This window comes from Mesorhizobium sp. M0698, assembly GCF_040320455.1.
In the GTDB taxonomy this organism is placed as follows: domain Bacteria; phylum Pseudomonadota; class Alphaproteobacteria; order Rhizobiales; family Rhizobiaceae; genus Mesorhizobium.
Window position 1 is genome coordinate 104,825 of sequence record NZ_JAMYPQ010000016.1, and the last position, 12,905, is coordinate 117,729.

Sequence of the window (12,905 nt, forward strand, 5' to 3'; positions counted from 1 at the left end):
GACAGCCGATATGACCGCTTTCACCGCAAATGCAGCTCCAAGCCGATGGAGAAACAACCGCGCGGCACGTCGTTTCATGCGTCATCGCTTGGCGCTGCTCGGGTTGGCGATGATCATCTTCCTGAGCCTCGCTTGCGTCCTCGGCCCCCATCTCCTGCCTTATGACTCACTGTATATCGATCTGCGGGCCCGCTTTGCCCCTCCGCTGACGGGCTACCACTTTCTAGGTACCGATCCGCTTGGCCGCGACGTGGCGGCAAGGCTTTTGATGGCGGGACGAATCTCGCTGCTGGTGGGTTTCTTTGCCATGGTTTTGTCGACACTCATCGGCACCCTGGTCGGCGTAATTGCCGGCTATCGCGGCGGCTGGGTCGGGGCCACGCTGATGCGCACGGTCGATGGATTCCTGTCATTCCCATCGATCTTTCTGCTGCTGGCGCTGGCTGCCGCACTGAAGCCCAGTCCTGTGATGATCACCGTCATTATCGCCCTCACCAGTTGGATGGAGGTTGCCCGCATAGTCGAAGCGGAAGTCCGCTCGTTACGCGAACGCGAGTTCGTCCTAGCCGGGCGAATGCTGGGATTGAGCGGCACCCACATCATGTTCCGCGAGATACTGCCCAACGCCATGGGGCCGATTATCGTCGCTTCCACCTTGACGGTCGCGCGCGCCATTCTCATGGAAGCCTACATCAGTTTCCTCGGCTACGGGATCCAGCCGCCACTGCCCAGCTGGGGCAACATGCTCAATGGCGCTCAGCAATATCTGGGCAGCGCACCTTGGCTGGCAATCATTCCCGGAGCTGCAATCACCATCGCGGTAACCAGTTTCAATTTCATCGGCGACGGGCTGCGTGATGCGCTCGACGTCCGAGACGACCACATCTGAAGTTTCACCGACCGTAGATTACCCTGCAATGCAGCGAGAAGTCAGCCACGTGCAAGAGCCTCATATCGCCGACAAGAACACACCCTACTGGTGGGAAGCAGCGCCCGTCATGCCGCTGCCGCGGCAGCCGGTCGCAAAGAACCTTGACGTGGCAATTGTCGGCGCCGGTTATGCCGGGCTTTCGGCCGGGCTTGCGCTGGCGCGCGAGGGACGCTCGGTCGCAGCCTTTGATGCGATGAATCCGGGCGAGGGTGCTTCCACGCGCAACGGCGGGATTACGAGCGGGACCATCCGGCCGGACCATGCCACGATCACCCGGCGCTTCGGTGAAGAGAAGGCCATGGCGATCGAGGCCGAGGGCAAGGTCGCACGCGAATTCCTCTACGACTTCATCAAGACCGAAGGGCTCGACTGCGACTTCCGACTGGTTGGCCAATTCAAAGGCGCTTTCGGATATGAACAGTATGAGAAGATGGCGCGCGGCGCCGAGACGCTGGCGAAGAAACTGGGGATCGAGTCCTACGCGGTTCCGCATGCCGAGCAGCGAAATTATATCGGCACCGACTTCTACCGCGGCGGAACCGTTCGGAAGGACATTGGCGGGCTGCACCCCGCAAAATTCCATGCTGAGCTCCTGCGCGTGGCGCTCGCATCCGGGTTGACGGTCCATTCGCATACAGTGGTCAAGTCGATCGAGAGGAACGGTTCGGGGTTCCGCGTCGCGACTTCGGCAGGGACGGTGGATGCACGGCAGGTTCTGGTCTGTACCAACGGCTATACCGACGGCGCCGCTCCCTTCCTGCGCCGCCGCCTGGTTCCGGTCCGCAGCCGGATCATCGTGACCGAAGAACTTGCGCCCGATGTCATGGCGCGACTGATGCCGAAGCTGATGACGATCACCGAGAACCGGCAACTCGGTTTCTATTATCGTCCCTCGCCCGACGGAAAACGTATCCTGCTGGGGGGCCGTGACAGTTCCCGCGTCGGCGATCCGGCGGCGCCGAAACTTCTCCTTCGCAAGGGCCTGGTGAACCTTTTCCCGGAGTTGCAGAACGTGCGCCTTTCGCATTGCTGGTTCGGCAATGTGGCGATGAACCGAGACATGCTGCCCCGCATCTTCGAGAAGGACGGCGTGGTCTATGCAACTGGCTTCTGCGGTTCGGGCGTGGTCTGGGCGCCATGGATTGGCATGCGTGCGGCCCACAAGTTGATGGGGCATGGCGAGCAGTCGCGCACTGCGTTCGACTTTCGACCGCCTTCGGCCGTCCCGCTCTATCGTGGCAATCCGTGGTTCATGCCGGCGATTATCCAGGGCTATCGGATACAGGACCGTATCGCCTTCTGGCGCGCCAGACGCTAGTCGCCGACATCCGGGGCGATCCGTGGTTCATGCGGGCAACCCTTTGGCGCGCCCGCCGCTGACATGACTGCAGGATCGCGCGGGGTCACCCTGTTGCCGGAGAGTGTCGAAAAATCCGTCGGGACTGGGGCCTGGTGCGAAACTGATCAGCGGTGGGACGCCTTTGCGCGGATCAGCGCGTCGGCCATGTAGAGGTCCTGCAGGGAGATGCCGGAACTGTCGAAGACCGTGATCTCATTGTCGAAGCGGCGTCCGGGCGCACGCCTTTCAATAACGTCGCCGATTGGCGTTACCACAAGCACGCCGACGTCGATCTCGTCGCGCACGTATTGGAACTCGCCGATCTGGACGGACTGGGAAAGCAGATCACAAAACAGACGTGCCTTGGGAAATAATTCGCTCGGCAATTCGCGTTTACCCGGAGCATCCGACCCGATGCCTGACGATATGGGTTCCGGGTCCCACCCAAGCGGCATCGAACAGCGGTTCGCATGCGGGTGTCGCCGTCACCACGATGTCGGCCGTGCGCACGGCTTCTTCCGGCATGGCAGCGCGCGCTTCCAGGCCCTGTTCGCCGATCCCATCGACAAGAGGCGTCGCGCCGCTGCGAAGGCCGGGCCACGACCAGCACGGTTTCGATTGGGCGGATGCGTGCCAGCGCCATCACTTCGAAGCTCGCCTGGTTGCCGGCCCCGAAGATCGCCAGAACCTTGGCTTGCTTGCGCGCAAGAAGATCGGCCGCAACCGCGTCGGCGGCGGCCGTCCTGTAGGCGTTGACCTTCCCGGCCTCGACTACGGCGCCGAGCCGACCTGTATGCTGATCGAGCAGCACGATGGTCGAGTTGTGGCGGGGAAGGCCACGTGCCGAGTTGCCCGACCAGAAGGAGCCAATTTTCACGCCGGTCAGCTCGCCCGACGAACCGGATTTGATTGAGAAGGTATTGGTCACCTCCTGTGTGCGCCCGAGAACGGCCGGAAAGACCCAGCTCTGCCGCGATGCTGCCGCCACGAGAGCCTCGCGCGCCGCCTCGAAAGCAAGTTCATGCGTGACGAGGGCGGCTGCCTCCTCTTCGCTGATGTAGATCATCCAAAATTCCTCCTGGGCATCGCCGATCGGGCAACCACGAAGCGGCGATTCAAGGTGCCAGGTATTCCTCGCCCGATTTGCACGATTTGGCATGCCGAGAAACTGCATAAAACGAATAATACCGCTGATTTGAAGGCGCAAAACAGCAGCGAAACCTGTCCGCCGGGCGCGACTCTAAGATCCGACTTCAATCCGACTCTGGATCAACTGACAGCGTTGCACCTTATGGCCTTTGAGCATGACAGAGATATCGTCAGCGCCCCGATCGAGCTGACGAAATTGGAAACCCGCCATTTGCCGGGCGCACTGAAGCTGTCGCAGGAGATGGCCTGGCCCTACCGTCAGCAGGATTGGGAATTTGCCCTGATGGTCGGCAATGGCCTGGTCCTTGAGCGGGCAGGACAGGTGATTGGCACGGCCATGTCCTGGAATTACGGACAGTCCTATGCCTCGGTCGGGATGATCATAGTTACTGGCTCCGCGCAAGGCGGTGGCAACGGCGCCCGGCTCTTTGATGGATTGCTTGAGGCGACACACGGTCGCAACCTGCTGCTCAACTCAACCGAAGAGGGGCTGGCGCTCTACAAGCGACGCGGCTTCACTGCCTGGGGCACGGTGCTTCAGCACCAGGGCTCGCTGGCTGTCGCCGTGACGCGGAGTACCCGCGACGACATCCGTCAAGCGACAGCCTCTGACCTCGCGGCAATCCAGGCCTTCGACGAACGGGCCACGGGCATGCCCCGGCTGCCGATGGTGGCTGCGCTCGCCGATGTGGGCAACGCATTGGTCATTGAGCGCAGGGGACGGATTGCAGGCTACGCTGTCGCGAGGAGGTTTGGCCGCGGCTATGTCGTCGGCCCTTGTGCAGCCGAGAGCGACCACGACGCGCGGCTTCTGATCCTGGCCCAGCTTTCGAAGCTTCACAATCAATTCGTTCGCATCGACGTCTATGCCGAGGATGGATTGGGCGACTGGGTTGCGAGCCTTGGCCTGCAGCGGTCCGGCAGTGCGACCGCCATGGTCAAAGGACAACGACCCGTCGCCGAGGGGCCAGCCCATATGTATGCGTTGGCAAACCAGTCGTTCACTTAGGAAACGAGACTATGAATAAGATGGCGGCAAGCCTGGCGGTGAGCGAGACGGCTAGGACGATCGACGCCTTGGTCACCCCGACGCTGCTTCTCGACCGTGGCCGGCTCGAGCACAACATCAAGGGTCTGGCTGAGCGCGCCAGGAAGCTTGGCGTGGTGCTGCGCCCGCATATGAAGACGGCCAAGAGCATCGATGTCGCCCGATACGCGTTCCATCGCGAACGCGGTCCGATCGCGGTCTCGACCATCGCCGAGGCAGAGTATTTCGCGGGCCATGGCTTTCGAGACATGACCTACGCGGTCGGCATCTCGCCGGCCTCGGCCAAGCGGGCCATGGAGCTTTGTCGCCGCACCGGCGCTGATGTGAAGCTGTTGCTCGATTCGGTCGGGCAGGCCGATGCCCTGGCCAGCGTCCGCGAAGCCACCGGTATGACCCCATCTGTTTTCATCGAACTGGACTGCGATGACCATCGCGGTGGCTTGAGGCCAGAGGACCCGAAGTTGCTCGACGTGGCCGGCAGTGTCGTCGCGGCCAGTGCCAAACTCGTCGGCGTTCTCGCCCATGCAGGCGAATCCTATGGCTTGAACACGCCCGATGCGCTGGTCAAGGCAGGCGAGAACGAGCGTTCAGCCACGGTGCGCGCCGCTGAAATCCTGCGCGCCCATGGCCATGCCTGCCCGATCGTCAGCGTCGGCTCAACGCCGACAGCGCATTTCGCCAGCAATCTTGAGGGGGTCACGGAGCTGCGCGCCGGGGTCTACATGTTCTTCGACCTGGTCCAGCACGGCGTTGGGGTGTGCGAACTCGACGACATCGCGATTTCCGTATTGGCCACGGTGATCGGGTCCAAGCCGGAAAAGGGATGGGTGCTGGTTGACGCTGGATGGATGGCGCTTTCGCGCGACCGGGGAACCGCAAACCAGCAGATCGACCAGGGTTACGGCGTGGTCTGCGACGAAAAGGGGCGGGTGCTTGAAGATGTGATCGTGGCCCAGGCCAGCCAGGAACACGGCATCGTCGCCATTCGTGCCGGCTCTGGAAAGTCCATGCCCGAGTTGCCGCTCGGGACTCGGGTCCGCATTCTGCCCAACCATGCGTGTGCGATGGCCGCCCAGCATGATTTCTACAGCGTTGTCAACGGGGACAGCCCCAAGATTGAAGCGCGTTGGGAGCGGATGCGCGGCTGGTAGGCGCGCGACTACGCTCGGATGTCGCCCCACTCAAATCAACACTGGTGGTCAAGAAAATGAAGTTTACCTCTTACTGGCTGGATACGTCTCAGCCGTTCAATGAAGGGTCGTCCAGACCGCTCGAAGGCCACTACGACGTGGCGATTGTGGGCGGCGGCTTGACCGGCTCCTCCGCCGCGCTGGCCCTTGCCAAAAAGGGCGCCCGGGTTGCCCTTTTGGAGGCCGAAACGATCGGCAATGCCGCGTCCGGCCGCAATGGCGGCATGTGCAACAACGGCTTTGCCCAGAACTATGCAATCATGGCTGGCAAGCACGGCAAGCCGGCCGCAAATGCGCTCTACAAGGCTTTTGACGCCGGCGTCGATATGGTCGAGCGGCTGGTGCAGGAAGAGAAGATCGACTGCAGCTTCTCCCGCGTCGGCAAGCTCAAGCTTGCCGCCAAGCCCGAGCACTACGACATGCTGGCGCGCAGCCAGGAACTACTGGCTGCCAATGTCGATCCCGACACCAGGATGATCGCGCGCGAGGACCTGCGAACCGAAGTCGGCACCAACCGCTACCATGGCGGGCTGCTCTTTCCCAAGAGCGCGGGCATGCATGTCGGCCGGTTTGTCCGGGGCCTCGCGACCGCCGCTGCCCGGCGTGGCGCAGAGGTCCATGAACGCTCGCCCGTCATTGCGATGCGCAAGGTTTCAGGCGGGCATGAGGTAACGACGCCAAAGGGCAAGATCGTCGCGCGGCAGGTCCTGTTGGCAAGCGGCATTTCCCAGGTTGGCCCGCTCGGCTGGATCCGCCGGCGCATGATCCCGGTCGGCGCATTTCTGATCGTGACCGAACCGCTGTCGCCCGACCACCTTAGGCGTCTCATGCCGACTGGGCGCATGGTCGTCGACACGCGCAATCTCGTTGTCTACTGGCGGCTCACGCCGGACAATCGCCTTCTGTTCGGCGGGAGGGCGCGCTTTGCCGTGTCCAACCCTCAATCCGACGAAAAAAGCGGCCGGATACTCAAGGCCGCGATGGTCGAGGTCTTTCCGGAACTGGCCGGCACCCGCATCGACTACTGCTGGGGCGGCATGGTCGATATGACCCGCGATCGCCTGCCGCGCGCCGGAGAGCGCGATGGCATCTATTACTCGATGGGCTATAGCGGACACGGGACCCATATGTCGACGTTGATGGGCACCATCATGGCCGACGTCATGGACGGGCGCCCCGAGCTCAATCCCTGGAAGGATTTCGACTGGCCAGCGATCCCCGGTTATTTCGGGCGCCCCTGGTTCCTACCGATTCTCGGCGCCTATTACCGCATGAAGGACCTTGTAGGGTGATGACGCCCCTCGAACACCTGGCCCGCAACGGCCACCTGGACAAGTTCTTCTTCGACGGTCAATGGGTTGAGCCGAGCGGCACCGCGACGGGCGTCGTCGTCAATCCCGCCACAGAAGAGGTTGTGAGCCAGTTTCCGCTAGGAAATGGCGAGGACGTTGACGCGGCCGTTGCAGCGGCTCGCAGGGCATTCGCCTCCTGGAGTCGGACCACGCCAGAAGACCGCGCGGGTCTGCTCGATCGCCTGCAAGCGCTGCTCGAGGCGCGCGGCGAACTGCTGGCTCAATGCCTGAGCCTCGAAATGGGCGCGGCGATCGGCTATGCGCGCAGCGCCCAGGTGCCGCTGGCAATCACGCATGTTAAGGTCGCTCGCGATGTGCTGACAGACTTTCGCTTCGTCAAACAACGGGGGCAAACCGCCGTCACCCACGAACCGATCGGTGTCTGCGCCTTGATCACTCCGTGGAACTGGCCACTTTACCAGATCACCGCCAAGGTTTCGCCGGCGCTCGCTGCAGGCTGCACGGTCGTGCTGAAGCCGAGTGAGCTTTCTCCCTTGGACGCCCTGCTGTTCGCCGAGGCAATCGAGGAAGCCGGCTTCCCTGCCGGGGTTTTCAACCTCCTGCAAGGTGATGGTCCAGGCGTGGGTATGGGTCTCGCCTCCCATCCGGATGTCGACATGATCTCCATTACCGGGTCCACCCGCGCGGGCATTGCGGTGGCCCAGGCGGCAGCGACGACGGTCAAGCGTGTCGCGCAGGAGCTGGGCGGCAAGTCGCCGAACGTGATCCTGCCGGACGCAGATCTCGATCGCGCCGTTTCTCTGGGCGTAGCCGCCGCCTTCCGCAATCTCGGCCAGTCATGCAGCGCCCCGACGCGCATGATCGTGCCACGCTCGCTGCTCTCCGAGATCGAGGCAATCGCCAAAAGGGCCGCAGCCCAGATCGTCATTGGCGATCCGCTTTGCGAAGCCACAACTCATGGTGCAATCGCAAACCGTGCCCAATTCGACCGCATCCAAACCATGATCGGCGTCGGCATTTCTGAGGGCGCCAGGCTTCTCACCGGCGGACCGGGCCGTGCGCACGATCTGAACGTCGGGTTCTATGTGAGGCCGACCATCTTTTCCGACGTGCGCACGACCATGCGCATTGCCCAGGAAGAGGTCTTCGGGCCAGTTCTCTGCATCATCCCCTACGACACAATCGAGGAGGCCGTCACCATCGCCAACGACACGGTCTACGGTCTGGGGGCCTATGTGCAGGGGCAGGATGTGGACGCCGTCAGGGACGTGGCCTCGCGGATCCGCTCCGGTCAGGTGCATCTCAACTACCCGGCCTGGGATCCGCACGCCCCGTTTGGCGGTTTCAAGCAGTCCGGAAACGGACGCGAATATGGGATCGAGGGCATGTTGGAGTATCTCGAGGTAAAATCCATACTCGGCTATTTCTAGGCCCTGGGCCTGTCCGTGGCTTTCGACGGTCGGGAATAGCCGTCGGCTCACAAGTTCTTGCTCGGTACCCTGGCGCGCTTGCTGCGAGCCCACGCGATGACGCGTGCGTGCTCGTCCGCCATAGCCGCGTCGAAGCGGCTGTCGCCACTGAAAGCCAGGGCAAGTGCATTAGCGCAGAGTTCGGCGTCCCGGAAGCATCGCCGATGCCTGCGCAGTGACTGCGTCCTGTTATAGCCAGCATCGTCAACAATCGCCCAGCCTGGCCCGTATGGCTTGCTGGGCAACGCTGCGCCACCGAGTGGCCTCTCGCGCCTTGCTGCGCCAAGAAGGTCGGCGAAGGCAGGCCATCCCGGCTTCGATCAAGAGCCCCGCGCGCCAGCCGGCCCACCAAGGTTGCCGCGATCACCCTTGATGTCGTAGAGCCTACGGTCGGCGGTTAAAATTGGTGGAGAAGAATATATGCCAGAGCACCCGAAACTCGTCTCGACTGCCAAGTCGCATGGCGGCGCCCAGCATGTTTACTCTCATCTTTCGACGAGCTGCTCGTGCGAAATGACGTTTGCCATTTTCGTGCCTCCGCAGGCACGGGAAAGCCGTTGCCCCGTGGTGTGGTACCTCTCCGGGCTCAGCTGCACCCATGCGAATGTAATGGAAAAAGGCGAATACAGACGTATTGCCGCCGAACTTGGCTTGATCGTTGTCTGTCCCGACACCAGCCCGCGTGGTGCCGACATTCCGGATGAAAAGGACAATTGGCAGTTCGGCAGCGGCGCCGGTTTCTACCTCGACGCGACGCAAGAGCCGTATGCCAAGAACTATCGCATGTATTCCTATATCGTCGAGGAGCTGCCAGCCGTGATCGGGCGCGAATTTCCCGCCGATATGGCGCGCCAGTCGATCTTCGGCCATTCGATGGGCGGGCATGGCGCGCTGACGATCGCACTGAACAATCCCGCGCGTTTCAGAAGTTGCTCGGCCTTTGCGCCGATCGTGCAGCCAAGCACAGCCGGCTGGTCGAAGCCGGCTTTCGAAAAATATCTCGGCCTGGATGAGGCCTCGTGGCGGCGCTACGATGCCACTTCGCTCATCGAGGATGGACACCGTTTCCCGGAATTCCTGGTCGATCAGGGAACGTCAGACGGTTTCCTCCAGGAGGGCCTCAGGCCTTGGCTGCTCGAAGACGCCTGCTCCAAGGCAGGCATTCCGTTGAAATTGCGCATGCAGGACGAATACGATCACTCCTATTTTTTCATTTCGACATTCATGCATGACCATATGACGTGGCATGCCGAACGGCTTTCACGAGGGTAGGCCGTAGGAATAGGTCGGCAGTCAGGCGGGCTCGGTGACGACGCCGATGCGCCGGTAGACGAATGGTTCGTCCTTCGAAGGAACCGTCGCAGCGCGCTGGGCCTCGTCGATCAGCATTGCCATGCGCGCATGGATCGGCGATTTCGCGCAAGCCGGGTCCGTCGCGGCGGCATCGCCGGCGATTGCCATCGCCTGGCAGCGACAGCCGCCCCAGTCGATCTCGCGCCGCTCACAGTTGCGGCAGGGCTCCTGCATCCAGTCCGTGCCTCGAAAGGCATTAAATGCCGGGGAATCGGTCCAGATCGCGGCCAGGCTGCGTGATCCAAAACGCTCGAAGCCGAGCGACGGTATGGTCTGGGCGGCATGGCATGGCAGTACGGTGCCGTCTGGCGTCACCATGAAGGCGTCGCGCGCCCAGCCGCCCATGCACGGCTTGGGATAGATGGCGAAATAATCCGGCGTGACGAAATCGATGTTCATGATGCCGGTGAGCCGTTCGCGCGCCGCCGCGACGATCTCCGCCTGGCGGTCGACGGCAGCACGCTCGGGCATCAGTTGATCGCGATTGGTCAGCGCCCAGCCGGCGTACTGCACGTTGGCGATCTCGAGACGCTCCGCACCCAGCGAAAGGGCCAGATCGATGAATTCCGGTACCTCCTCGATATTGTGGCGATGGATCGGCGCGTTGATGGTAAGCGGCAAGCCGGCCGCGCGAGTGCGGCGTGCCGTTTCCAGCTTCTTTTCGTGGCTGCCCCTGTGATTGCCGATGCGCTCGGTGGTCGCCGGCCGTGCACCTTGAAAGCTCAGTTGCAGATGGTCGAGCCCGGCTTCGGCAAATGCCTCGATGCGGCCATCCGCAATGCCGACACCGGCGGTGATCAGGTTGGTGTAGACGCCGCGCGCCGAAAGCCCGGCGATCAATTGCTCGAGATCGCGACGCAGCGTCGGTTCACCGCCTGACAGATGCACCTGGAGAACGCCAAGATCGGCGGCCTGCGAGAATAGGTCGAGCCAGCTCTGCGTGTCGAGTTCGCGATTAGCCTTCAGCAATTCGAGCGGATTGGAGCAATAGGGGCATTGCAACGGGCAGCGATGCGTCAGTTCCGCCAGCATGCCGATCGGGGGGAGAGGGGGCTCGCTCATAGCTTCACCAGCAGCTTGTCAGACCATTCCTGCAGGAAGGCGATGACATCGGCCGCCACAGCCTCCTGTTCGGCATCATAATCTGCGGCAAGGCCGGCAATGATGTGGCCGACCGTGGACCGCCCATCGCAGCGGCGCAATATGTCGAGGCTGATCTCGTTTGGCCAGAACACCTTTTCGGGCGACAGCACGGCGAACGCCTGGCGCACGGGGTCATACTGTATGCGCACGTGCTTCGGCAGCGATGGAACCGACTGCAGCGACACCATGGCTCTTTCGCGCAGTGCCATCATTGGGCTGCCTCCGGACGGAAGGCGCCGGGCGGGATATTGCCCGGCTCGCCATAGGCGTGTTGAAGCGCGTCGAGCATGGCCCAGAGTATATCGCATTTGAACACCAGTGCATCGATCGCCTGCTGCTGGCGCTCCGTCGTGTCGGCATGTTCGAGCACATAGGCGAGCGCGAAGTCGGCATCGCGCGAGGCCTGTTCGGGCCGTCGGGTGAAATAGGCCAGCGTGTCCTCGGTGATATAATCGTATCTGGCCAGCATCGCGGGTACCCGCTCGCCGATGATGAGCGGCGAGAACATCTCAGTCAGCGACGACGCGACCGCCTCCAGCAGGGTCCGGTTCGTGCAAAAGGAGAGGTAAGCGCCAACCGCAAAACGTGTCGCCGGCAGGGCCAGCCTCTCGCTCTTCACCGCGTCGGCATCGAGACCGAGCGAGGTCGCCAGGTGCAACCAGCGCGCAATACCGCCGCTCCAGCCGTCCTCGCCGTCATGATCCTCGATGCGTTTGCGCCAGGCGGCGCGAAACGCCGGATCCTCGGCATGAGCGAGGATCATGGCATCCTTGCGCGGAATGACCGCCTGATAGCAATAGCGATTCAGCGCCCAGGCCTGCATCTCGGTCCTCGACAGCGCACCGCTGGTCATCCTGTGATGGAAAGGATGGCGGTTGTGATAGCGCTCGGCACCGACCTGCCGCAGCACGGCTTCGAGCTCTCTGGAGGACAGGCCGTTGCTGGCTGCGTCGTGGAAATCACTCAAAGTTCCATCTCCATCCCGTCGCAGGCCACTTCCCAGCCAGCCGCTTTGACTGCTGCATGCTCGGCAGAATTCTCGTCCAGAACAGGATTGGTGTTGTTGATGTGGACGAAAACACGGCGGCCGATCCTCACATCGGCCAAGCCGGCGATCGACCCCGCGTCTCCCGACATTGCCAGATGCCCCATGCGCGCACCGGTCTTTTGGCCGACGCCGGCAGCAATCATCTCGTCGTCGGTGAAGACCGTGCCGTCGAACAGAAGGCATGCGGCATCGGCTAGACGCGTGCGCAGGGTCGCATCGATGCGGGCGCAGCCGGGGATGTAGAAGACGGAGCCGCGACTGCCGGCACCGGCGATACGGACGCCGATCGTGTCGCCGGCATCGGAGCTGAAATTGGCATCCGGCTGGCCTCTTTCTTCGAGATAGAGGGCTATCTTCCCGGGCACGGGAAAGCTCTCGACAGCCACCCCGGTGTCGTGGCCGTCCGCGTCGCAGATCGACAGTTCTTGCGCCGGCGGCAAGATGCGTCGCGGCACGAGCGCCGGATCGAGGACATTGAAAATCGAATTCGCCTCCAGCGTCGCCAGAACCTGTGTCGTTGCATAGATAGCGAAAGGCTGCCGCTCACGCAGGCTGAGCAGGCCGGCGACATGATCGACATCGGCATTGGTCAGCACCACCGCGCGAATAGGTGTCGAGCGCAGCTGCGCATCGTGCGCGGGCTGCAATTCAGGCGTTGCCGCGATCTGCTGGCGAATGTCGGGCGAGGCGTTGAACAGAACCCAGCCAAGCCCATCCGCCGACGCGGCGACACTCGATTGGGTTCGTGAATGCACACCAGCTACCCCGGAGCGAGCCGCACGGCTCAGACGATAATTGCAGTTCCATTGCGGAAAGCCGCCGCCGGCCGCCGATCCGATGATTTTCAAGCGCATGAAAACGCCCGCCCCGCGGCTTCTCTGACCAACAGCCAATTTGCAGCCGCAAAAAACGGCCCGCCCAC

At 62.6% G+C, this 12,905-nt stretch carries 13 protein-coding genes; 7 read left to right on the plus strand and 6 right to left on the minus strand.

What is annotated here, in order from left to right; genetic code table 11:
- Positions 1–10 precede the first annotated feature (10 nt).
- Together NKI16_RS25735 and NKI16_RS25740 are read left to right on the plus strand one after the other, a co-directional pair.
- Positions 11–889, plus strand: coding sequence for an ABC transporter permease (locus NKI16_RS25735; protein WP_023678809.1), 879 nt, complete (start codon positions 11–13; stop codon positions 887–889).
- A gap of 28 nt (positions 890–917) precedes the next feature.
- The gene (locus NKI16_RS25740; protein WP_502897621.1) at positions 918–2,249 is read left to right on the plus strand and encodes an NAD(P)/FAD-dependent oxidoreductase; all 1,332 of its coding nucleotides are present in this window, start codon (positions 918–920) and stop codon (positions 2,247–2,249) included.
- A gap of 146 nt (positions 2,250–2,395) precedes the next feature.
- On the opposite strand, the gene NKI16_RS25745 is transcribed toward NKI16_RS25740, so the two are convergent.
- Positions 2,396–2,656 carry a hypothetical protein gene (locus NKI16_RS25745; protein WP_502897622.1) on the minus strand — a complete coding sequence of 87 codons (261 nt, stop codon included), beginning with the start codon at positions 2,654–2,656 and terminating at the stop codon, positions 2,396–2,398.
- Positions 2,539–3,336 carry a hypothetical protein gene (locus tag NKI16_RS34125; protein WP_502897623.1) on the minus strand — a complete coding sequence of 266 codons (798 nt, stop codon included), beginning with the start codon at positions 3,334–3,336 and terminating at the stop codon, positions 2,539–2,541. Before NKI16_RS34125 ends, NKI16_RS25745 begins: the two co-directional genes overlap by 118 nt.
- Here NKI16_RS34125 and NKI16_RS25760 point away from each other — a divergent pair.
- The 5 genes from NKI16_RS25760 (at position 3,292) to fghA (ending at position 9,711) form a co-directional block, all read left to right on the plus strand.
- Positions 3,292–4,428 carry a GNAT family N-acetyltransferase gene (locus NKI16_RS25760; protein WP_352756968.1) on the plus strand — a complete coding sequence of 379 codons (1,137 nt, stop codon included), beginning with the start codon at positions 3,292–3,294 and terminating at the stop codon, positions 4,426–4,428. The two genes, NKI16_RS34125 and NKI16_RS25760, sit on opposite strands and share 45 nt — an antisense overlap.
- Positions 4,429–4,439: 11 nt before the next feature.
- Positions 4,440–5,618 (plus strand): alanine racemase, encoded by a 1,179-nt coding sequence (locus NKI16_RS25765; protein ID WP_352756969.1) that lies wholly within the window; start codon positions 4,440–4,442, stop codon positions 5,616–5,618.
- Between the two features lie 56 nt (positions 5,619–5,674).
- Positions 5,675–6,949 (plus strand): NAD(P)/FAD-dependent oxidoreductase, encoded by a 1,275-nt coding sequence (locus tag NKI16_RS25770; RefSeq protein WP_352756970.1) that lies wholly within the window; start codon positions 5,675–5,677, stop codon positions 6,947–6,949.
- Positions 6,946–8,400: an aldehyde dehydrogenase family protein gene (locus NKI16_RS25775; RefSeq protein WP_352756972.1), complete on the plus strand. Its 1,455-nt coding sequence runs from the start codon at positions 6,946–6,948 to the stop codon at positions 8,398–8,400. Before NKI16_RS25770 ends, NKI16_RS25775 begins: the two co-directional genes overlap by 4 nt.
- A 459-nt stretch (positions 8,401–8,859) precedes the next feature.
- On the plus strand, positions 8,860–9,711 hold the full coding sequence (gene fghA, locus NKI16_RS25780) for an S-formylglutathione hydrolase (RefSeq protein WP_352450659.1): 852 nt from the start codon (positions 8,860–8,862) through the stop codon (positions 9,709–9,711).
- A 21-nt stretch (positions 9,712–9,732) separates the two neighbouring features.
- Here the strand turns inward: fghA and pqqE are convergent, their stop codons facing one another.
- The 4 genes from pqqE to pqqB are packed head-to-tail and all read right to left on the minus strand — an operon-like array spanning position 9,733 to position 12,837.
- Positions 9,733–10,854, minus strand: coding sequence for a pyrroloquinoline quinone biosynthesis protein PqqE (pqqE, locus tag NKI16_RS25785; RefSeq protein ID WP_352620316.1), 1,122 nt, complete (start codon positions 10,852–10,854; stop codon positions 9,733–9,735).
- Positions 10,851–11,147, minus strand: coding sequence for a pyrroloquinoline quinone biosynthesis peptide chaperone PqqD (gene pqqD, locus NKI16_RS25790; protein WP_023678820.1), 297 nt, complete (start codon positions 11,145–11,147; stop codon positions 10,851–10,853). The genes pqqE and pqqD overlap by 4 nt, the downstream gene beginning before the upstream one ends.
- The gene (pqqC, locus tag NKI16_RS25795; RefSeq protein WP_352756973.1) at positions 11,144–11,902 is read right to left on the minus strand and encodes a pyrroloquinoline-quinone synthase PqqC; all 759 of its coding nucleotides are present in this window, start codon (positions 11,900–11,902) and stop codon (positions 11,144–11,146) included. The genes pqqD and pqqC overlap by 4 nt, the downstream gene beginning before the upstream one ends.
- Complete coding sequence (gene pqqB, locus NKI16_RS25800) at positions 11,899–12,837, minus strand: pyrroloquinoline quinone biosynthesis protein PqqB (RefSeq protein ID WP_352756974.1); 939 nt, start codon at positions 12,835–12,837, stop codon at positions 11,899–11,901. The genes pqqC and pqqB overlap by 4 nt, the downstream gene beginning before the upstream one ends.
- Positions 12,838–12,905: the final 68 nt, after the last annotated feature.